Origin of the sequence: Bacillus cereus group sp. Sample62 (genome assembly GCF_036851315.1) — a bacterium.
GTDB classification, from domain to species: Bacteria; Bacillota; Bacilli; order Bacillales; family Bacillaceae_G; genus Bacillus_A; species Bacillus_A wiedmannii.
Genome location: NZ_JAFLPK010000001.1, coordinates 4,636,747 through 4,659,706 on the forward strand (window position 1 = coordinate 4,636,747; position 22,960 = coordinate 4,659,706).

The following is a 22,960-nucleotide window of genomic DNA, read 5'->3' on the forward strand; positions in this document are numbered from 1 at the left end:
AGCTCTTCTAATAAGAATAGCTGCTTTTATTTAAACTTTATTATTTTATTAACAAACGAAGAAATCGAAAAGATTATCAAGCTTATAATAAAGGACATACCTACTATCGTTCCGAATTCATCTAACCAATAACTAATCATGCGTTCACACACCTAGTATGGATTATCATTCGTTCTTTGTAGAGTCCTTTTGGACAGTTTTATGCGCCATATCCACTGGGATTTTCATTGTCCAAGTTCCTTCCGTCCCTCCAACTCTGTTAATATTAATATTTACAAATAAAAGCTCTGGGAATTTTTCACCGTCTAACGTTTCAAAAACTATTACTCCCTCTGGTTTATCATGATCAGCCAACACCGTCTCAAAACTTTCCCCCGCTTGATTCGTTAAATACAATGTACTATTCTCTATTGCATCCGGATTACCAATACGATCTTTTTGATAATTATCCATATGCGTGTTACTAAGAAAATGCAAATATTGGACAGCATTAAATTTCTTATTTTTATAATGCGGGCTCTCTACTTGTTTCCCGTCTTCTTTACCATCGTTTGTAATCTCGAGCCCAGTTGTATTAAATTCATAAGGAACAAGCGATCCATCTTGCTGTTCAAATCGATAGTAAACAAGTATTTTAGCATCTTGAATTAATATCTCTTTTACATGAAGAGTAATGCCATTATCCACTACCTTTTCGTTTAACTGTATAGACTTCCCATCTGCAGCATCCTTTTTAACTTGATCATTAATCATGTCATTTAATTTTACTTCCGGCTTTACAAAATAAGAATTGTTTAATGCCATTGTACTCGTCGGTATAATGACAGCCGCTATTAAACCCGCTATTAATAGTTTCTTTTTCGTTTTCTTTTTGCTATCTTTTTTATACATTTGACTAAAGGATTGATACGCACGCTCTTTAACCTCTTTTGGGACCTCTTGTTTCATGCCTTTTTTACATTCATTTGAAAACGACATTTGAATTAGATTCCTCCTCATCTATTTCTGTACTAGATTGATTCCGAATTTTTTCTAACGCTCTGTGAATTCTAGATCTTACTGTACCTATAGGAATTTGTAATAGTTCTGCAATTTCTTCATACGTGTAATCATGATAGAAGCGATAAACAACCACTACTCTAAACTTAAATGGTAATTCTTGTATCACCGTTAACAACTGTTCTTCTGTTTCTTTTCTTAATAATACTTTTTCTGGAACCTCTACAACTGTCTCATCATTTAATTGTTGTTTTTCAAATAAGCGCATCCTCTTCCATATGTGTTTTCTCCACTGACTAATCTGCTTATAAACAATTCCATTCAACCAAAATAGAAACGGTCTAGATTGATCATATGTTGAAATAGATTTCCAAAGTTGGAAGTAGATTTCATTTACGATTTCATTTGTATCATGTCGATTTTTAACTATAGCAAAGACGGTTTCATAGATTCTCTGACTCGTTAAGTCAAATATAAATTCAAAAGCCTCCTCGTCACCTTTTAGTAAACGCTCTATCCAAATATGTATATCTTCATTACTTACCAAGTAGTGCCCCCTCCTTAACGATGTTCTCACTATATATTGGACAGTAAGCAAAATAAAGTTCCAAATTTCATAAAAAAATATAATACTTTTTACTTTTCTCACTTTTGACCTATACTGTTTACTAGCTTATCTTTCAACATAATGAAAAGACTTGAAACACATGATACACTATAGCTACAATTGTTTTTTTAGGAGGAATATACATATGTATAAAATTTTAATCGTTGAAGACGATCCAAATATTTCATCATTACTACAATCTCACATTCAAAAGTACGGTTACGACGCTGTTGTTACTGAAAACTTCGATGATATTATGGAATCGTTTAATGCAGTGAAACCACATCTTGTTTTACTTGATGTAAACTTACCGAAATTCGATGGATTCTACTGGTGCCGTCAAATTCGTCATGAATCTACTTGTCCAATTATTTTCATTTCAGCGCGTGCAGGTGAGATGGAACAAATTATGGCGATTGAAAGCGGTGCGGATGATTATATTACAAAACCGTTCCACTACGACGTTGTAATGGCGAAAATTAAAGGTCAATTACGCCGTATTTACGGTGATTATGCGCCAAATATTTCTGAACGTATCGTTGAAGTAGAAGGACTAAAATTATTCCCGGAACGCCCAGAAATTCATTTCGGCGCTGAGCAAGTTCTTTTAACGAAAAAAGAAGCTATTTTAGCAGAAATGTTATTATCTAAATTCCCTCGTACAGCGAGCCGTGAAGATTTATTAGCTGCCCTATGGGATGACGAAAGTTTCGTTGAGGAAAATACATTAAACGTAAACATTACGCGTCTTCGTAAGAAATTCAATGAGCTTGGTATTGAAAATGCTATTGAAACAGTACGTGGACTTGGATATCGTTTTAACGCAACTTGGAGTGAATAAGCATGAAGCTATTTTTACGTGATCATTTTGCATTTTTTCTACTATACGTATTAAACTTCGGTATCATTTTCGTTCTTTATGATGCAGTAGATGGATTTCAAAATAATAAATTTTACTTCGTCGTTTTAAGTTTATATTTATTCATTTGTTTCCTCGCTTATCGTTACGTTCGCAATCGTAGAATGTACCATAGATTAAGTGAGCAACCAGAAAAAATGGAAGATGCTTTTATTGAAAGAGCAACTGCTCCGATGCCTCACGGTGTAAATGAACTCGTGCGCACGCAGTATCGTCTATTCCAAAAAGAACTACAATCGTATGAAGTAAAACAGCAAGAACATCAATTATTCATTAACCACTGGGTGCATCAAATGAAGACACCTGTGTCTGTTATGCAGCTTATGGTGCTCGAAATGGAAGATGAACATTTAATTCCGAAATTCAAAAAAGAATTAGAACGATTAAATCAAGGACTCGATATGGCTTTATATATGGCAAGGTTAAATAATTTCCATGAAGATTTCCATGTTGAGACGATTTCATTAAAAGATGCGGTAACAAAAAATATTAACGGATTAAAAGAATTATTCATTCGAAACGGGGTCTTCCCTGTTTTAGAAGTTCATTCCGATTTAAAGGTTGCCTCTGATGCGAAATGGCTAAAGTTCATTATTTATCAGTTAATGACAAATGCCGTTCGTTACTCTGGTGAGCGCGGAAAGAAAGTTTTCTTATCTGCTTACCGAAACGGAAAAGATATTATTTTAGAAGTTCGCGATGAAGGTGTTGGTATTCCGCAAGAAGATATTCGAAGAGTATTTGAACCGTTTTACACTGGGAAAAATGGTCGCGCATTCGGAGAATCTACTGGTATGGGACTGTATATTGTAAGTAAAATTTGTGATTACTTAGGTCACTCTGTGAAACTAGACTCTGAAGTTGGTAAAGGAACGACGGTTAAAATCATCTTCCACAACGCTGCAAATAATCAAGCAGAAACTACGGAGAAGGTGACCGAAGCATGATCGGAACATATGCTAGCAAAATGTATGAGAACGCACTCTCATACATTTTTTGCAATAAAACTACATATTTGCCTTCTAGCGGGAGGTACATATTATGACATTTTGGCAGTTTGCCTTTAAAAATGTAACGCGCAACTCGAGAGCTTATTTTGCTTACTTTGTAAGTAGTTCCTTTTCCATTGCTGTTTTCTTTTCGTTTGCTGTTTATTTGTTTCATCCGAAATTACAAAATCCCACTATGATCTCTGAAATTTCAGGATTAATGATTTTTTCAGAAGTTGTTATTGTTTTGTTCTCGTTCTTTTTTCTACTCTATTCAATCGGATCGTTTTTAAAAGTTCGTAAAAAGCAATTTGGTATTTTAACTATTTTAGGTATATCAAAAAAACAATTACATCGACTCGTTTTCACTGAAAATATGTTAATTGGTATTTTATCTATCTTTTTCGGTATGCAGTTTGGATTTGTATTTTCACAATTTTTCTTATTAGTGACAGCGAAAATTACACATCTACCAGGGATATATTTATATCCCCCTACGAATGCTTTCATTTTAACAACGATTGTATTTCTTGGTCTCTTTATCGCTGTATCTTCATTTACACCCATGCTAATTCGTACGAAAAAGACGGTAAACCTTTTAAAAAATAATGTTGGGAAACAAAAGGAAAGAAAACCATCCATATTCATTTCTCTATTTGGTGCTATCTGTTTATTAGGTGGTTATATTTTAGCTGCAAACCCTAAATATTTCTTCTCAATAAACACGCAAGTAGGCGTTATCTATATGGTTTCAAGTGTTTTTGTGATTCCAGCACTTGTTACAATTGGGACATATTTTTTCTTTTCTCAAATTAGTTTCTTACTTATTTATATTTTAAAGAAAAGAAGAAACTTTTATATGAAACGAATTAATATGCTTTGGATTTCGGATTTAGCAAGTCGTATTCGAACGAATATCAATATGCTTTTTATTGTAGCGATGCTTTCTACAATTGCTTTCACAATGATTACGTTCCTATATGGATTCGGAAAGTTTACAAAGCTAGATGTTGCGAGAACTTCACCTTTTCCATTTTCTTATTTTTCATATGACGCAAATCCTTTTGTTAACGAGCATTTAACTTGGCTTGAAAAGCAGTTACAAAAGGAAGATTTCTCTTATAAAAAACTAAAGGCTGATTTATATGAAACACCACTGAAAGAAGATGAAGGTATAACGACTTACAATGACATCTATGCAATGAAACAAAGTGACTATAACAAACTTGCAGCTTCCCTGCGAATGAAACAACTATTCATGAGCGATAACGAAGCATATGTCTTAACAGGTAGCGCTTATTTCGCCTTATTCAGCCAATTTGAGCCAAGCTACAATAGAAAATCCATTACACTTTCTAGCACAAATACGACATTACAAGTAAAAGGCTATGAACAAGTAGGGGCCATTCCCTCTGACTTTTCATATCAAACTTTAATTTTACCTGACGCTGTTGTAAACAACTTACCAAATACAACAAAGCATATGGCAGCGTACAATTATAACGTACAAAACTGGGAAAAGACGTATGAAATTGCTGATGATTTTATGAAAAGAATACAAAGAGATCGACAGGAATTCCAATACGAAGGACCCCTTATACACTCCTATGAATCAGCAGGCTCATTATATAGAATTACATCAGGAAGTGCCGCATACTTCCTAATCGGGACATTCTTAGGTGTCATTTTCTTTATTGGAGCAGGTAGCGTTCTTTACTTTAGAATGTATACTGATTTAACGAATGAACAAGAAAAATATGTAGCAATTTCAAAAATTGGTGTAACAGATGCAGAGATGAAAAAATCTGCAACCATTCAACTTAGCATTTTATTTTTCGTTCCGTACGTTATGGCGTCCATTCATACAATGTTCGCAACAAAAATGCTCCAAGACGTAATTGATTTATCACTATTCAAAGAAATTTCAGCAGTTCTTATTATTTTTGGAGTCGTTGAAGTCATCTTTTTCTTATTCATTCGTTCCTTTTACATGCAAAAGTTATCAGAGTATACGAATGGTTAAGTTTTATAAATATATTAGTACAGCAAAAGGGTATCTCTTATATCCTTTTCTTCTTCACTCTATTAGGAGGTTTAGGTGAATGACATTTTGGCAGTTTGCATTTAAAAACGTGACTCGGAACGCCAGAGCTTATTTCGCCTATTTTGTAAGCAGTGCGTTTTCCATCGCAATTTTTTTCTCATTTGCAGTTTATTTATTTCATCCTAAATTGCATATGACAGACGTAAATGTTGCTCTGAACATATTAATGACAATATCAGAAGTTGTTATTGTATTCTTTTCGTTTTTCTTTTTACTATATTCAATCGGGACGTTTTTAAAAGTACGAAAAAAACAGTTCGGAATTTTAACAGTACTTGGCATATCTCAAAAACAATTAAAACGACTCATATTTATAGAAAATATGTTAATTGGTGTTCTTTCTATATTTTTTGGCATTCAACTTGGAGTTGTCTTTTCACAGTTCTTTTTATTAGTTACCGCCAAAATTACACACGTACCTGGTTTATATTTATATGTGCCTACAAGTGCTACCGTTTTAACTATCATCATCTTTCTTGGGCTCTTCATTCTCGTATCATCTTTTACACCGATGCTCATTCGTACGAGAAAAGCCGTACGTCTTTTAAAAGAAGGAACAAAACAAAAAGAAAGAAAAGCATCCGTTCTCATCTCTCTATTTGGTGCGATATGTTTAATATCTGGATATGTATTAGCTGCAAATCCTTTATATTTTATGTCGCTAGGCGACACCATTGGGCTTTTATATGCCATCTCTAGTATATTTGTCATTCCATCGCTTATTGCAGCCGGAACATATTTTTTCTTTTCACAAATTAGTTTTTTACTCATTCGTATATTAAAAACGCGCAGAACATTTTATATGAAGCGTACGAATATGCTTTGGATTTCTGATTTAGCAGCGCGCATTCGGACAAACATTAACATGCTCTTTATTGTAGCGATGCTATCAACACTCGCTTTTACTATGATTACGTTCTTATACGGTTTTGGGAAATTTACAAAGTTTGATGCAGTAAGGGAAAACCCTTTTCCTTTTACATATTTATCACATACTGAAAATACGTTAGCGGATGAACATTTGAATTGGTTAGAACAAAAATTTAATGAAGAGCACTTTACTTATAAAAAACTTAAAACGGATATATATGAAGTATCTTCGGCTGAAGAAAACCCAAAGCTCTATTATGCAATTAAACAAAGTGATTACAATATACTTGCTAAGGCGTTAAACTGGGAACATCTCAACGTGAAAAATAATGAATCTTATATCCTTATAAAAGACATAGATGATCAATTCATTGGCACAATTTATGATACAGAAAGGAAAGATATTCTCACACTTACTCAAAACAGCCTACAGCTACAAGTGAAAGAATATAAAAATTATAGCCCTTTCCCAAACAGCTTAATACCACAATTGCTCATACTATCTGATGAAAATGTAGAAGCATTATCCACCGTTTCAAAACAAATGAGTGTATATAGCTTTAAAGTTAATGATTGGGAAAAAGCACATAACATCGGTTCGGAATTTATAACAAAAATTGATAATGACAATGCCGCAATTCAAGCAGAGCACCCGCCTTTCCATGCAAGTGAAGCGAGTGACTCTCTATACACAACTAAACTCAATGTCGCTTCCTTCTTCTTAATTGGTACTTTCTTAGGTGTTATTTTCTTTATCGGTGCTGGCAGTGTTCTTTACTTCCGGATGTATACAGATTTAACAAATGAGCAAGAAAAATATGTAACGATTACGAAAATTGGTTTAACTGCAGCTGAGATGAAACGATCTGCTACAATTCAACTTGCGATTCTTTTCTTTGTCCCTTACATTATGGCATCGATCCATACGATGTTTGCGACAAAGATGCTACAAGAAGTTTTACATCTCTCGTTCTTCGCTGAGATTACAGTCGTACTTATGATTTTTGGAACAGTTGAAATTTTATTTTTCCTTTTAATTCGTTCCTTCTATATGCAAAAATTATCGCAACACATTAAGTTCTAAAGGATAGAAAGGTGATTACTATGGAAGAAGTATTACACATTAAAAACGTCTCAAAAGTATATGAGGGGAAAGTCCCTCACACTGCTTTAAAAAATATAAATTTACATGTAGATAAAGGTGAATTTGTCGCTATCATGGGACCATCTGGTAGTGGTAAATCTACATTTTTAAACGTTATCTCTACAATTGATTCCCCTACTTCTGGTGATGTCGTGATTAACGGAAAAAAACCGCACACATTTCGTAGAGAAAAGTTAGCTATTTTCCGCCGACAAGAATTAGGTTTTGTTTTCCAAAACTTTAACCTACTAGATACACTAACAATCGGTGAAAATATCGTACTACCTTTAACGTTAGATAATGTTCCATTAAAAGAAATGGATGAAAAGCTTGATAACATTTCAAAAAAGCTTGGAATTGATCATATTTTGGACAAACGTATTTTTGAAGTTTCTGGAGGACAAGCACAGCGTACCGCAGTAGCACGTGCTGTTATTCATCACCCTTCCCTTCTACTTGCCGATGAACCAACAGGAAACTTAGATTCAAAAGCGGCAATTGACGTAATGGAGCTATTTACGAAATTAAATAAAGAAGAAGAGGCAACAATTTTAATGGTTACTCACGATCCGTTTGCAGCAAGTTATTGTAATCGCGTCATTTTCATTAAAGATGGCGAACTTTACAATGAACTACACCGCGGATTGTACCGTGAGAAATTTTATCAAGAAATATTAGATGTTCTAGCATTATTAGGAGGAAGACGTGGATGACATTTTGGCAATTCGCATTTAAAAATGTCTCGCGTAATTCGAAAGCATATTTCGCTTATTTTGTAAGTAGTGCGTTTTCTATCATGGTTTTCTTTTCATTTACTGTATACGCGTATCATCCACGCTTACAAATTATGAATAAATTGCAGGAACAAGATCCGCTCATGAACTTGGCTGGCATGGCACAGTTTGTTATCGTTTTGTTCTCGTTCTTCTTTCTCTTATATTCTATCGGGACATTTTTAAATGTACGGAAACAACAATTTGGCGTTTTAACTGTTCTCGGTATTTCACACAAACAATTAAAACGTCTCTTGTTTACTGAAAATATGATCATCGGAATGCTCGCTATCTTTGCTGGTATTCAAGGCGGGCTTGTATTTTCTAATTTTTTCTTACTCGTTACTTCTAAATTAACAAATGCTAAAGGCCTCTATTTATATTGGCCGACAGAAGCAATTATCGTTACAACAATAACGTTTATCATTTTATTTTTCATCGTTTCTACGTTTACACCTATGTTCATTCGTACTCGTAAAACAACACAGCTCATTAAGGGGACAAAAAAAGGAGACAAAGAAAAGAAACCATCTATACTTATTTCTATATTTGCCTTAATTTGCTTAACATTATGTTATTATATCGCCGGTTATCCACAAGGCTATATAACAGAAAAAAATGCACAAAATGGATCTGTATTCTTTATCATGTTATCTATTTTGCCACTCGTAGTAGTCGGAACATATTTATTCTTTTCACAAACATTTCTTCTCTTTATCTTCATTTTAAAAAGACGAAGAAAATTTTATATGAAGCAAATAAATATGTTATGGATTTCAGATTTAACTAGCCGTACTCGTAGTAATATTAATGTGCTCTTTATCGTTTCTATGTTATCAGCACTTGCATTCACAATTATCATTGGGTTATTTGCCGCTAATAACAATACAAAAGCAGCGATAGTAGAACGATACCCTTTCCCCTTCACATACATATCCGAAGGAGAAAGTGCACTAGAGCAAAAGCACATTGCTACAATTGAAACGGAGCTTACAAATGCTAATTTTCAATACAATAAATACAAATCTACAGTATTAAAAGATACAGCTTTAAAAGAAGACGTTGCTCTTATGAAAATGAGTGACTATAACATACTTGCTAAACAATTAAAGAGGCCGAAAATAACTCTTGATTCTACACAAGTTTATATTATTTCTCGTTACTCGCCAAAACTTTTAAATCTTGTATCAAATCCATTTGCTAAACAAAATACGATTACACTTGGCTCTAATAAAAAGGAATTTCATATTAAAGGTTTTATTAATAAAGGAATAGAACCATCCTTTGCATTGCCTCATCTCATTGTTATGCAAGATAATGCAATTGAAAATATGATTCCACATATTGAAACAATCACGATTTATAATTATTTTGTAGAGAGCTGGGAAAACACGATTATTCCGACGAAAAATATGTCGCGTACCATTAGTGATGATGCGCGCAATTTTCAAGAAAAACATAAAGTAGAACCTATCAGGGTCCCTTTTTCCATTTATACAGCTGCTGATGATCTACACTACAGTAAAGGGAATTCAATTGCTACTTTCTTTATCTGGGCATTTCTCGGCTTTATTTTCTTTATCGGTGCGGCTAGTGTTTTATATTTCCGTATGTATAATGACTTAACAACTGAAAAACAAAAATATATTACGATTACAAAGCTCGGCTTAACAGAATCAGAAATGTTTCGTTCTGCAACGATTCAATTAGGAATTTTATTTTTCGTCCCTTACATCGTTGCTGGTGTTCACACGTTATTTGCGGTTAAGTTTTTACAAAGCATGTTTTCTTTTTCATTACTAAAAGAGACATTTATCGTACTCACCTTTTTCGGGATTATCGAGATTATTTTCTTCTTCTTAATCCGTTCTCTGTACATTAATAAATTATCACAGCATATAAAAATATGAATAAAATAGCCTTGTGCATAATGCACAAGGCTATTTTCAATAGTTTTTAATTAGCAGCAATATCCACCATAGCCGCCGCCATAACCACCGTAACCACCATAACCACAACCGCCTCCGCCGAAGCAGCTAGCACCGATGATAATTAATAAAATAAACAATACGATTAGAAGCGCAAAACCGCCTCCGCAACCATGGTGTCTGCGGTTACAATCATCATGTCTGTGTTCACACTTTTCGCTCATTACTCTATTCCTCCTTTAGTATCATTCATAACAAGTTCACCTTGCTCTAAATGAGGGGATTCCATTTATAGTATGTTTTCAGGGCGAATAGGAAGCTTGACCTTATTAAAAACGGGCTTGTTTTTGGAAATGGGCTTCATCAAAAAAAGATACCTGTTAAGGTATCTTCTAAATAAACATATTCAATAAAAGTGCAAAACCAAATGCGATAAATGATAATAATGTCTCCAGTACCGTCCACGTCTTAAATGTTTCCTTCACCGTTAATCCTAAATACTCTTTTACAAGCCAGAACCCTGCATCATTTACGTGAGAAAACATTAATGATCCTGCACCTGTTGCAATAACGAGCAATTCTAAATTCACACCAGACATGTGCTGAATAACTGGTGAAACAATACCTGCTGCTGTCGTTAATGCTACTGTCGCTGAACCTGTTGCAATTCGAATTAATCCAGCTACCATGAAAGCTAATACAATTGGTGATAACGATATATGTTCTGCCATTTGTGCAATCGCCGTTCCAACGCCGCTTTCAATTAATATTTGTTTAAATCCACCGCCTGCACCGATAATTAAAATAATGGAACCGACCGGTAGTAAACTTTCGTCCGTTAATTTTTTAATGACCTTTTTATTAATTCCTTGTCTTATTCCAAGTAAATAAAATGCTGCGAAACACGAAATAAGTAAAGCAATTACTGGACTTCCTATAAACACAAAAAATTCAGTTATTTTTTTCGGTAATGAAATATACGGTGCCACTACTGATAAAATCATCAATACAACTGGTAATAAAATAATAAAAAATGAAACTTTACGACTCGGTAAATCAGTTGATACTGTCGTAACTCGAACAAGCTCTGGTTCATTTTCAGGTATAACCCTTTTATGTACCCATTTTGCAAATATCGGTCCTGCGATAATGGCTGTTGGTAACGCGATAATTAATGAATATAAAAGTACCTTTCCTAAGTTCGCGTTATAAATACCGATTGCTGTCATCGCCCCTGGATGTGGTGGCACTAGCCCATGCACAATAGATAATCCAGCAATGACAGGTAATGCGATTAATAAAATGTTTTGCTTCGTTGTTTTTCGAATCGAGATAACGAGTGGTAATAAAATGACGATTCCAACTTCAAAAAACACGGGAATCCCTATAACAAACCCTGCAAATAACATAGCCCAAGGTAGTTTCTTCACACCGAAAAATCGAATAAAGAAATCTGCCACTTGCATGCCAGCCCCTGAATCGGACATCATTTTCCCTAAAATTGTTCCGAGAGCCAAAATACCAACTAAATGCCCTAGTACACTACCAACACCAGTTTCATAGGCAGTCACTATCTTTGTTAAATTCAATCCAGACATGATAGCTAAAAATAAACTCGCAACTGTTAAACTAATAAATGCATGCCATTTCCACCATGATACCCCTAAAATAACAATCGCGATTGCAAGTAACGTGACGATTAATAAGTATATATCCATCTATCATTCCCCTTACTTTATAAAGTGAAACTTTAATCAGTGGGGGTTTTGTTCATCCCCCACTGATTATTAGTTGAACCAATCGGACGTTTATGGACAGTTGATCTCCCACCTAACTTCTTTGCTCCAACTGAATTTTGAGGTGGGAGTTTTACTGTCCGTTAACGCGGGATAAAAAAAGAGGGAAAATCCCCTCTTTTTTATACGTCATAATTCACTACATAATGCTGCATTTCTGTATTGTAGTAGCCTTCGCTATATTCAATTACTTCGCCAACTTCATCATAAGAATAGCGCATACGTTTTAATAACGCTGTCCCCTCTTTTTCGCCTAACGCTTCTGCAACGAAACTAGGCGCAAGTCCAACAGCGAATTCATCTCTGAAGTTTTCTAAATGTATACCTCGGTCTTCAACTAAATCGTAAAGCGATTGTAGATCAAAGTCCGATAAATCTGTACTCGCCATTCGTGCTGAGAAATAGTGCGTATAATGAATGTACGGTACATCATTTAAAGCGTATAGACGCTCAATACGAAAACTCTCCTTACCGAATAATCGAAATGGCACTGTTCCTTCTTCATTATGAACGATTTCTGCCTTTAGCAATTTCTTCTGTACTTTATATCCTTCTTCCACTAACACTTCTGTAAATTTCTTTCCCTTTGACAACTTTGTCGCAGAAGTATTACGTATGACTTTCGTTCCTTTACCGCTTTTCTTTTCCAAATATCCTTCTTGAGCAAGTTCTTTAATCGCATTACGCACTGTAATTTTACTCACTTTGAACTCTTCTTCTAACTGCGGTTCGGAAGGAATATTCGTATGAATCGCATATACACCATGCAATATTCGATCACGAATAATATTTTTTATTTGTAAATACAATGGTCCTTTTTTCCTCGTCACGTTCACCGTTACACCCACTACCTTTCTACATCACCTACTGATGCCGTCATTGCCCGAAGTATATCCTTCTCTGATGACATTGGCGTATCACCGACGATTGTATGTGCAAGCATTCCAGCTGCTGACGCAAATGAAACAGCTTTCTCTGGTGCAAACTCTTCTATCTCGCCATGAATAATCCCGCTCGTATAAGCATCTCCAGCACCTATTCTATCATATACAGAAAACGTAAGTGTTTTTGCAAAAGTGAACGCACCATCTTTACATATAAACCCGCGAAGTGAGTGTGTATTATCGCTATTAATAGAGCGATGTGTACCAGCAATTGTAGCAATCTGATATGTTTCAGCAACCTTTGGAATAAGATCAACAAGTTGCGCCTCTCGCTCTGTCTCTTCTGTTTTCATTCCAAGAACGAACATTGCATCTTTTTCGTTCATCATAACGATATCAGCAAGGGCCAGCATTTCTTCATAATGCGGTTTCGCCTGCTCATATCCATCTTCTCCCCAAAGTGATGGACGATAATTGCAATCAAAAACGACAGTGCCTCCACTTTCTTTAACTGCTTTCGCTAAAGATTTCATATGATGGCGCACCGTATCATTCATCGCAAGTGTAATTCCGCAAAAATGAACGATATCAATTTCCTTGGCGATTTCTTCAAATTGATACATTTCTTCAGATGCTGTATTGAAGCTACTTTCTAATCGATTTGAATATGTAACGCGGCTTGCACGTGCTCCAAATCCATTTTCTAAAAAGTACATGCCGACATATTTACCGCCTCTTGAAATAAACGTTGCCTGAATTCCTAACTTTTGAATGTGCGATACCGCAGCATCCCCAACAGAGTTTTCCGGTAAAGTTGAAATAAGAAAACCTTCATGCCCTAGATGAGAAAGCGCCGCTGCAACATTCACACCTGTACCAGAAAATGAGTAATTTAATGTGTTAGCTTGTGACAACAATTCATATCCTGGTACTTGCAGGCGCATCATTACTTCGCCGAATGCTGCAATTTTCTTACGCATATTGATCAACTAACTTCTTCACTACCGCTAATAATTCACGAACGTCTTCTGTTTTCGTATTACCAGTTTCTTTATCAATAATAGAAGAGTACACGTGTGGGATAACTTGCTCTACGTTTGCCTCTAGCGCAATACGCACAATTGTTTCAAAGTTTTCTTTATCAATTCCGCCTGTTGGCTCTAATGCAAAGCCTTCTTCCGCACATGCTTTCGCAACTGCGCGATATTCTTCTTCATGCGCTAGACCTTTCATTGGGAAGTATTTCAATGAATTTCCGCCCATATCACGTACAAGTGCGATTGCTGTTTTAATTGGAACGATTGCTTTTTCTTCTCCAGCTGCACTAATTGGACCAGTAGAAATGTTTACGTACCCTACTTCTCCTGTTGGTGATACTAAACTATTAATCCAGCTATCTTTTCCGCCTAGATTTGCACGTGTCGCTCCAACTGAAGGGAACACTTGGTTAATATGGCTACCAGGGTAATGCTTCGCAATTTCAGCTACAACTGCCGCTTGGCGATTATCTCCTGCTCCTAGTCCGATTGATACAGCGTCATCAATTTCTTTTCCGTATGCTTTCATTGCAGTTACTGCTTCTTCTACTGTTGGATAGTCTTTTGATAACACTCCAACAACTACATAACCTTCTGCTGCTTCAAAAATGTCTTTCGCATTTTCGATATTGTTCGCTAATACATTTAATGCTACGCGGCCTTTATAAAAACGTTTTTGAATGTTTGTCATTTTAGTTTCCCCCTACAATTTCTCTCATTTTTTCTTCAATCACATGTATGTCATCACCTTGAAGTGGACGTGGATCGATATCAAAGAATCCTTGTCTTACTCCGTAATCACGTGTGTAAATTGCGATTTCCCCGTCGCGTAATGCTGTTACGACGTCTTTTGCTGTTTTGTTTAACTCGTTCTCGTTAATGTGAATACGCGCTCTAAAGATTGCTCTTCCTGCTTCATCTTGAACGATCGTTACATTTACACCGTTTAATTCTTTTAGCGGCATAAGTACTTGTAATAACTCTTTTTCTTGCTCACTCTTATCTTGTTTTACTCCGTACTCATCAAGTGCTTGAAGTAAGCCGAAAGTTGTTTCTTTCCCAACTTTCATACTTCTTCCGATGCAATGTAATTGCACTTTCAGCCACTCGATATATTTTCGTTTACCGCCGACAATACCAGAAGTTGGTCCTTCAATTGCCTTTGAACCGCTATAAATGGCAAGGTCTGAATACTTCACATACTTTTGAATATCTTCTTCAGCTGCCGCATCGACGATCAGTGGTACGTTATTTCGCTGCGCAACTTCCCATGCTTCTTCAACAGAAATCATATTTTTTTGCACGGCATGATGGGATTTCACATAAAGAATCGCCGCTGTATTTTCACCAATCGCATCTTCAATATGCTCTGCTTTCCCTTCATTTGCGTAACCCACTTCAACAAGCTTACCGCCGCCTAAATAAATCATCGTTTCAACAGGAGCACCGTATTGAACGTTATGACCTTTTAACATAATCACTTCGTTTTTCGCGATGACCTCTTGATGAAGTCTTTCACTTTTACGACGGTTTCCTTCTGTAACGATACCAGCGATAGAAAGCGCAATTCCGCTTGATGCTGAATTTACAACAACTGCTGCCTCTGAATCTAGAATTCTCGCAATATGGTCTCCTGCTTTATCTACTAAATCAGCAATTTCCACATAATTTTGTCCACCATGTTTCATCGCATCCATAACTGTATTTGTCGGAGCGGACACACCTAAAATACTCATTCTACCGCTCGCATTAATCACTCTTTTTAATCCGTACTTAGCATTCAATGAATGACCCATTAATTACAACCCCTTTCGTATCAATTCTTCTTCCAGCAATGCGCTGATCTCCTTCTGAATCAATTAACGTAATCGGTTCATCTTTCACCGTAAATAAAGTTAAGTTTGCAATATCGCCTTCTTGAATACGGCCAAGCTCTGGTTTCTTCAGCCACTCTGCCGCATTTTTCGTCACCGCATTTATTACTTCTTCTAGCGGATACCCTAAGTAAAGGAATTTCGAAAGAACGTGAGCCATACTATACACTGGACCGTGTATACGATTCTTCCGGTAAATGTCTGTACTAATTGTATTAAAGGCAATACCGTGACGCTTCGCCGCTTCTGCTACTTTAAAAGAAAAACTAGCATTACCGTGACCAACATCTAAATGAACACCGCGATTCACTGCATCTAGTAACACAGGTAGCGGTTTACCTTCTTCATCAAATAAATTATTTTCTTTCCCGTTTAAGTAATGTGTAATGACATCATCTTTTTCTAAAAGAGGTACAACTTCCTCAATGCGAGGAGGGGCTGAACCGATATGTACCATAATCGGTAATGATGTTTCACGAGATAAAGAGCGTGCAACATGAAGCGGTTCAATTCCACTATCACAAACGACACTTTTACTCATTCTCGCCTTTAACCCAACGATGACATCTTTATACTTTTCTACTGCTTCTATTACTTTCTCTTTATCTATCCATTCCATATTGGATAATTCATCAATTCGTTTCAAACCGATGCGAGAAATATTTAAAAAGGCAAATAAATTTGTTTTCGCCTGTTCTCTACTTTGTACTAAATCTGCAATGCGATCAGCTCCGCAGCTACCCGCATCAACAATTGTCGTTACCCCTTGCTTAACGCCAATTTCATCCACCTCATCGCCATACGGATTAAACTCTGGAAAAGCATGAACGTGTAAATCAATCCAGCCACTCGATACGTAAGTACCAGCGTAATCAAGAACCTTTCCACCCTCGCCAGCACCAGCTTTCGTCACCTGTGCGATTTTATTATCTTCAATTACAATGTCAATCTCTTCCCCGTTCACACGTTTCACATTACGTAGTACGAATCGTTCTGTCATTGTATTTCCACCCTTTTCTATAAGAAGCCATAAGAATACGCTTACATTAAAATTTCATTTTATATCTCTTTCACACGTTTAGCGTAACACAAAAAAAGGGAGAAGTAAATATAACGTTATAATGTTTAAAAGTAAATAAAAAGATGCTACTCAAAATGCTAATAGTACAGGAAATTATATCAACGATTCGACAAGGAATATCGATTTACCGACAAAAAAATGCCAATCCCTTTCTTATATACGAAAAGGCTGCTCCAAAACGGAACAACCTCTTTATCTATTCCTGAACCGTCACAATAACCCCATCCATATTGTTCCCCGAAATTTCATACTGCTTATTTACCGGAACATTCACTTTCATGTTCCCAGAAACTTTATAATAAGAAACCGTATATTTCGTACCTTCCACATCCGTTGTGATTTCTTTTTTCTCTTTTAAGAAGTCCAAATATTCCTCTAATGTAATTCTCTCCTTTTGCATAATTGCACTATGCGGTAAGCCTACATAACGTATATGCCACGGCTCATATTGAATGCCTGTAATATGACTTTTATTTTTCGGATAACGTAAAACAAAGCCATGCTTCCATACGTTCTCTTCAATCCACTTTCCTTCAGGGGCTCTCTCCATTTTCTTTTGCGTAGATCCAATGTCGAGTGATAATCCTAAATTATGTTCACTATATCCTGCTGGAAGTGCATAGTCAGATCCCATTTCTTTATACAATTTACTTTGCTCTTGAAAATCTCGATACCCACTACTCATTAAGAACTGCTGTACTCCGTCTTTTCCAGCTGCATCGACAACGTTCAAAAACTTTTTTACAACATCCTTTGATAAGCGAAGGTTTCTATCAAATATGACGTAACCTCTTACTAATTCACTATTGTGATTTACATTTATAATGTCAGACCTAATACTATCTTTTTTTACTGGGTAATCTTTATTAACTAATAACAGATTACCTTTATAAATCTCGTCTTTTGTAATCTCTATCTTTTCCATATTTTCAGCCTTTACTGCACTATTTTCCTCGCCGATTTTCACATCAATTTCCTTTTGAAACAACGGTGATATATAAACGCCTACACAGATTGTGCATGCTATAAAAAAAGAAATAAATACCCACTTTTTCATTTCTAGTTCCTCCTTAACGTAACTTACGTATAGAATAGAAAAAACTATTAAAATAAAAAGTGGGGTAAAGTTTAAATTTTTATTAAATTACTTCGCTCTCTTCTTTTGGCAATCTCACTTCAAATATCGTTCTAATCACATTACTTTCCGCAGAAATCATCCCATCATGCTGTTCAACAATATTTTTCGCGATAAATAAACCAAGGCCTGTACTACCTTGTTGCTCTGACCTTGCTTTATCACCTGTATAAAACATATCAAAAAGATACGGTAAATCTTCTTCCGGAATGCTATCTCCGTAATTAATAATTTGTACGACTACCTCTTCACTCTCAATATATCCGTTCACATCGACAAACTTTCCATCATACCCGTAACGAATCGCGTTCGTTAAGAGATTTTCAAATACCCTCGCTAATAATTTCCCATCACCGCTAATAGGTAAATAAGAATCCATGTTCACTCTCGCTTCTAAACCCTTTTTCTCTAATAACGGATACAATTCTTCCTCTAACTGTATAAGCAATTCACTTATATCAATTGGTCGTTTGTCCAGCTGCAACATCCCATAATTCATTCTCGTAATTTCAAATAATTCATCAATTAAACTTTCCAGCCTTTCGGATTTCGTAAAAGCGATTGTGGAAAAATGTTTAATTTGTTCTTTCGTCAAATTCTCATCTTTAAGAATTAAATCTAAATAACCTAAAACAGATGTTAACGGCGTTCTTAAATCGTGAGCTAAATTAACAATGAGCTGGTCTTTACTACTTTCTGCAAAGTCTCCTCGTTCAACCGCTTCCTTTAATTTTTCACTCGCTACATTTATTTCACGTGCGATATATCCAAACTCATCATTAGATGAAACGCGCACTTCATTTGTAAAATCACCGTTTGCCAAATGATGAATTCCATTTGAAATCTCATCAAAATATTTTAAATACGGTCTAGTAAGGAAGAAGAAAAACATAATGGATAGAGGAATGAAAATAATTAAAAAGAAATTAACATCCCCAATTTGTCTTACCATTGAACGGAATTGAGCTAATGGATCTTCAAAACGAACAGCTAATTTGTAATAGATACGTAACCCTTCATAAATGATATACGTTACACCACCAGCAAATATCATACTTAATGCAAATAGCATAACCATCTTCGAGCGAAAGCTTCTCATCTTTTTAGCCATTGAAAGTATACCCTACTCCCCACACTGTTTTTATTAACTTATTCTTTCTTTTATCTTCTCCAATTTTTTTCCGCAACGTACGAATATGTACCATAACTGTATTTCCGCCTTCATAATAACCATCTGCCCATACTTGCTGAAAAATATTTTCCACATTGTACACTTTCTTCGGATGGCTCGCTAATAAATATAAAATATCAAACTCTTTCGGTGTTAATTCAACTTGTTCTCCATACACATTTACTGTTCTTCGCTCAGGATCGATAACGACTCCGCCTACCTCTAAAGCAGATTTATTCTCCGCTACTTTCGGCTGATTTAACGTAAGAAATCGGCGTAATTGTGCATTTACACGTGCGACTAATTCAATCGGTGTAAAAGGTTTCGTCATATAATCATCTGCACCTAACACTAAACCTGTCACCTTATCAAAATCAGACGTTTTCGCACTTAAGAAAATGATTGGCATATGATGCTTCGCGCGAATTTGGCGCGTCACTTCATAACCATCCATTTTTGGCATCATAATATCTAAAACCACTAAGTCGATTGGCTGCGTTTCAATAACATGAACAGCCTCTTCTCCATCTGCTGCTTTCACAACATGATAACCTTCTTTTTCTAAATGTATCTCTATTAAATCAGCAATTTCTGCCTCATCATCTGCTATTAAAATTGAAATGTTCTTCATTTTACTCCCCCTGTTTCTCGTTCCCCTTGTATACGCTCGATTGTAAACTAGTCTATCCAATTTGTACAATACGAAAAGGTTACTCGCGGGAGTAACCTTAATAAATAAAATTATATCAGCGATTATTGAAATATATCGACTTACCGACAATTAACAACAAAATCCTACCGCTATTTGCCGGCATCCTGATTAAAGATTAAATTCACCGCTCCAAAATAATCCGCTGCTTCGTAATTTCTTCTAGTTTTCCGCGGTCTACTTCACACTCAGCTTCAACGCTTTGCGGTACAATCACTTTTCCGCCCTCAAGCATTACTTCCGGTGAAATAATATCCCTCTTCCAATGTCTACTAGAGGCAGATATATCTCCTGGAATCGTAAAGTTCGGCAGTGAAGCAAGCGCGACATTTTGCGCTCGTGAAATCCCCATCTCTACCATACCGCCGCACCAAACGGGTATGTTGTGCTCCATACAATAATTATGGATTTGAATAGATTCTGTTAATCCGCCCACTCGCCCTGGTTTAATATTAACGATTCGGCAACTGCCAAGCGTAATCGCAACGCGCGCGTCTTCTAAACTATGGATGCTTTCGTCTAAACAAATCGGCGTTTCCATTTTCTTTTGCAGTTGTGCATGATCCAGAAAATCGTAATCCGCTAACGGCTGTTCAATCATCATCAATTGAAATTCATCTAATCGTTTCAACTTCTCCGTATCCGCTAATGTATACGCTGAATTTGCATCAGCCATTAACGGGATGTTCGGAAACTCTTTGCGAATTTCTTTCAGTAATTCGTAATCATGTTCTGGCTTTATTTTCACTTTAAAACGCTCATATCCTTCTTCTGCATACTTCTCGATTTGTTTTAACATAACCGGAATTGTATTGATACCAATCACAACGCCTACTTCAATTTCAGACCTATTTCCGCCAAGCAATATCGCTAACGACTGCTTTTGACGCTTCGCATATAAATCCCAAACAGCACCTTCAATTCCGGCCTTTGCCATTCTGTTTCTCTTTATATGCTTGAACAACTCTGGTATTTCATTCGGATGAGAAATTTCAGCTTTCAATAAATCCGGTATTAAAAAATCTTGAAGTACATGTAGCGCTGTCTTTACTGTTTCTTCCGTATACCACGGTTCAGAAAACGCAACGACTTCACCAAATCCAATATACCCGTCCGTATCTTCTAATTCAATGACAATACTCTCACGCTTTTCGTAAGTCCCGTAGCTCGCAGCAAACGGGATAATGAGCGGCATTTCCGTTATATAAAGTGTCGCTTTTTTTATTTCCACCTACATCTCCTCCACTAATTGTCTTAACTCTCGTCTTAACAATTTCTTCGAAGCATTTCGTGGTAATTCCTCTAAGAAACACGCTTTCTTCGGCACTTTATATTTCGCTAATTTCTCCTCGCAAAAATGCAGAATTTCTTCTTCTGTTACCTCTCCACTTTTTACAACAAAAGCAGCGGGTACTTGTCCCCATTTATCGTCAGTCATACCGACAACACCGGCTTCTGCTACCGCAGGATGAGAGAGTAACACTTCTTCAATTTGAGCCGGATATATATTCTCTCCGCCAGAAATAATTAAATCACTGCGGCGATCTAGTACGTATAAAAATCCTTCTTCGTCTAAATAACCAAGGTCACCAGTATGAAGCCATCCGTTTTGAATCGTTTCGCGTGTCGCATCTTCACGGTTAAAATAACCACCTGTTACATTCGGTCCTTTTACTACGATCTCGCCTTCCGCAAACGGCGGCACTACTACGCCATCTTTTTCAATACGAAGTTGGCACTGAAATAGTGGTTTCCCAGCTGATCCTACTTTCGTTAACATGTAGTCTGCGGATAACGTACAAATTTGCGACGACGTTTCTGTCATACCGTACGTTTGATACACAGGAATTCCTTTTTCTACACAAGTTTCTAATAACGGTTTCGGCGCTGGCCCTCCGCCAAGTAACATGCATCGTAAAGAAGATGGATATGTCTCTTCTCCAAGTCTCTCTAATAAATCAGTTAACATTTTAGAAACGACAGAAATGATCGTAACATCTCTCGTTTGAAGTGCTTTATGAATAAAATTAGCATCATATTTCGGAACGAGTAAAATACGCATGCCGTACATAATATTTTTCATTAAAAGAGATAACCCACCAACGTGGAACATTGGCATACAAGCTAACCAGCAATCATCATCACGAAGCCCTAAATTAAGTGAAGAACCGATTGCGCTTGCCCAGTGATTGCCGTACGTTAAAATAACACCTTTCGGTTTCCCTGTCGTCCCTGACGTATAAATAATTGTCATCGCTTCTTCTAAAGAGAATTCTTCTTGTATAGAGGCTTCCGCCTTCGATCCATTCATCACTTCGGCAAATGAATATACAAGAACATCTTCAGCCTCAAAATCTTGATCCGTCACTAAGCATACAACTTCAGCATCATCCATTTGCCAAAGTAGCTCTTCTCTTGAAAGACGCGTATTTAAAAGCACAGCTACTGCACCTACGTAAGATAGGGCGTGAATAACTGTAATCATCTCCATACCATTTTTCATCAGAACAGCCACCTTTTGCCCACGCTTCACTCCTACATGTGTGAGGTGTTCACAAACAGATACTACTTTTTCATGCAGCTGCATAAAAGTAACTTTCTCTTCCTCTATTTCAATTGCATTGCGATCTGGTGTTAAAAATGCACGTTGCATTAACCAATTCGGCATCGTCGTCATCATTCATTCTCCTTTCATGAAAGAAAGAGACTTGATATGACATCAAGTCTCTTAGTTGTTTTGTTTCCGGTTTGATCTCATCTAGCTACGCCTCCTAGCCCCTTCCGTCTAAGAACCTTCCGCACGAGAAAGTAAAAAACACTTTCTGTGCGAAAGAACCTTAGCCTACGAGGCTAAACAGTCGGCTCCGCTTTTAAAACATCTAGCTACAGCGGCTAGAATGTTCGGTGGCTTCACTTCTTCCTACGAGGCAAAAAGCGCCT

At 36.4% G+C, this 22,960-nt stretch carries 20 protein-coding genes; 6 read left to right on the forward strand and 14 right to left on the reverse strand.

Annotated features, from left to right (window positions below):
* Nucleotides 1–165: 165 nt before the first annotated feature.
* Both J0835_RS23795 and J0835_RS23800 read right to left on the reverse strand, forming a co-directional pair.
* Nucleotides 166–978: a DUF4179 domain-containing protein gene (locus J0835_RS23795; protein ID WP_087982655.1), complete on the reverse strand. Its 813-nt coding sequence runs from the start codon at nucleotides 976–978 to the stop codon at nucleotides 166–168.
* Entirely contained in the window at nucleotides 962–1,546 is a 585-nt protein-coding gene (locus tag J0835_RS23800; RefSeq protein WP_087982657.1) for a sigma-70 family RNA polymerase sigma factor, read from the reverse strand. The genes J0835_RS23795 and J0835_RS23800 overlap by 17 nt, the downstream gene beginning before the upstream one ends.
* Nucleotides 1,547–1,751: 205 nt before the next feature.
* Here J0835_RS23800 and J0835_RS23805 point away from each other — a divergent pair, with 205 nt between their 5' ends.
* The 6 genes from J0835_RS23805 to J0835_RS23830 all read left to right on the forward strand — a co-directional run bounded on the left by J0835_RS23805 (nucleotide 1,752) and on the right by J0835_RS23830 (nucleotide 10,315).
* Nucleotides 1,752–2,447 (forward strand): response regulator transcription factor, encoded by a 696-nt coding sequence (locus J0835_RS23805; protein WP_000276731.1) that lies wholly within the window; start codon nucleotides 1,752–1,754, stop codon nucleotides 2,445–2,447.
* 2 nt (nucleotides 2,448–2,449) lie between these two features.
* Nucleotides 2,450–3,472, forward strand: a complete 1,023-nt coding sequence (locus J0835_RS23810; protein WP_087982659.1) for a sensor histidine kinase — start codon at nucleotides 2,450–2,452, stop codon at nucleotides 3,470–3,472.
* 94 nt (nucleotides 3,473–3,566) lie between these two features.
* Nucleotides 3,567–5,537, forward strand: a complete 1,971-nt coding sequence (locus J0835_RS23815) for an FtsX-like permease family protein (RefSeq protein WP_087982661.1) — start codon at nucleotides 3,567–3,569, stop codon at nucleotides 5,535–5,537.
* A gap of 79 nt (nucleotides 5,538–5,616) precedes the next feature.
* The gene (locus J0835_RS23820) at nucleotides 5,617–7,572 is read left to right on the forward strand and encodes an ABC transporter permease (RefSeq protein WP_087982663.1); all 1,956 of its coding nucleotides are present in this window, start codon (nucleotides 5,617–5,619) and stop codon (nucleotides 7,570–7,572) included.
* 20 nt (nucleotides 7,573–7,592) lie between these two features.
* Complete coding sequence (locus tag J0835_RS23825) at nucleotides 7,593–8,345, forward strand: ABC transporter ATP-binding protein (protein WP_087982665.1); 753 nt, start codon at nucleotides 7,593–7,595, stop codon at nucleotides 8,343–8,345.
* On the forward strand, nucleotides 8,342–10,315 hold the full coding sequence (locus J0835_RS23830) for an FtsX-like permease family protein (RefSeq protein ID WP_087982667.1): 1,974 nt from the start codon (nucleotides 8,342–8,344) through the stop codon (nucleotides 10,313–10,315). The genes J0835_RS23825 and J0835_RS23830 overlap by 4 nt, the downstream gene beginning before the upstream one ends.
* Nucleotides 10,316–10,365: 50 nt before the next feature.
* On the opposite strand, the gene J0835_RS23835 is transcribed toward J0835_RS23830, so the two are convergent.
* The 12 genes from J0835_RS23835 to J0835_RS23890 form a co-directional block, all read right to left on the reverse strand.
* On the reverse strand, nucleotides 10,366–10,557 hold the full coding sequence (locus J0835_RS23835; RefSeq protein WP_087982669.1) for a YjcZ family sporulation protein: 192 nt from the start codon (nucleotides 10,555–10,557) through the stop codon (nucleotides 10,366–10,368).
* 168 nt (nucleotides 10,558–10,725) lie between these two features.
* The gene (gene gntP / locus J0835_RS23840) at nucleotides 10,726–12,051 is read right to left on the reverse strand and encodes a gluconate permease GntP (protein ID WP_087982671.1); all 1,326 of its coding nucleotides are present in this window, start codon (nucleotides 12,049–12,051) and stop codon (nucleotides 10,726–10,728) included.
* Between the two features lie 200 nt (nucleotides 12,052–12,251).
* Nucleotides 12,252–12,977, reverse strand: coding sequence for a GntR family transcriptional regulator (locus J0835_RS23845; RefSeq protein WP_087982673.1), 726 nt, complete (start codon nucleotides 12,975–12,977; stop codon nucleotides 12,252–12,254).
* On the reverse strand, nucleotides 12,977–13,993 hold the full coding sequence (locus tag J0835_RS23850) for a sugar kinase (RefSeq protein WP_087982675.1): 1,017 nt from the start codon (nucleotides 13,991–13,993) through the stop codon (nucleotides 12,977–12,979). The genes J0835_RS23845 and J0835_RS23850 overlap by 1 nt, the downstream gene beginning before the upstream one ends.
* Entirely contained in the window at nucleotides 13,986–14,741 is a 756-nt protein-coding gene (gene dagF / locus J0835_RS23855) for a 2-dehydro-3-deoxy-phosphogluconate aldolase (protein WP_087982677.1), read from the reverse strand. Before dagF ends, J0835_RS23850 begins: the two co-directional genes overlap by 8 nt.
* Nucleotide 14,742: 1 nt before the next feature.
* The gene (locus J0835_RS23860) at nucleotides 14,743–15,846 is read right to left on the reverse strand and encodes a DgaE family pyridoxal phosphate-dependent ammonia lyase (protein ID WP_087982678.1); all 1,104 of its coding nucleotides are present in this window, start codon (nucleotides 15,844–15,846) and stop codon (nucleotides 14,743–14,745) included.
* Nucleotides 15,824–16,924: an amidohydrolase/deacetylase family metallohydrolase gene (locus J0835_RS23865; RefSeq protein ID WP_087982681.1), complete on the reverse strand. Its 1,101-nt coding sequence runs from the start codon at nucleotides 16,922–16,924 to the stop codon at nucleotides 15,824–15,826. The genes J0835_RS23860 and J0835_RS23865 overlap by 23 nt, the downstream gene beginning before the upstream one ends.
* 277 nt (nucleotides 16,925–17,201) lie before the next feature.
* The gene (locus tag J0835_RS23870; protein WP_087982683.1) at nucleotides 17,202–18,062 is read right to left on the reverse strand and encodes a M15 family metallopeptidase; all 861 of its coding nucleotides are present in this window, start codon (nucleotides 18,060–18,062) and stop codon (nucleotides 17,202–17,204) included.
* An 82-nt stretch (nucleotides 18,063–18,144) separates the two neighbouring features.
* On the reverse strand, nucleotides 18,145–19,251 hold the full coding sequence (locus J0835_RS23875) for a HAMP domain-containing sensor histidine kinase (protein WP_087982684.1): 1,107 nt from the start codon (nucleotides 19,249–19,251) through the stop codon (nucleotides 18,145–18,147).
* Nucleotides 19,244–19,942: a response regulator transcription factor gene (locus tag J0835_RS23880; RefSeq protein WP_087982686.1), complete on the reverse strand. Its 699-nt coding sequence runs from the start codon at nucleotides 19,940–19,942 to the stop codon at nucleotides 19,244–19,246. The genes J0835_RS23875 and J0835_RS23880 overlap by 8 nt, the downstream gene beginning before the upstream one ends.
* Nucleotides 19,943–20,144: 202 nt before the next feature.
* Nucleotides 20,145–21,251 carry an o-succinylbenzoate synthase gene (gene menC / locus J0835_RS23885; protein WP_087982688.1) on the reverse strand — a complete coding sequence of 369 codons (1,107 nt, stop codon included), beginning with the start codon at nucleotides 21,249–21,251 and terminating at the stop codon, nucleotides 20,145–20,147.
* Nucleotides 21,252–22,697, reverse strand: coding sequence for an o-succinylbenzoate--CoA ligase (locus J0835_RS23890; RefSeq protein ID WP_140386913.1), 1,446 nt, complete (start codon nucleotides 22,695–22,697; stop codon nucleotides 21,252–21,254).
* Nucleotides 22,698–22,960: the final 263 nt, after the last annotated feature.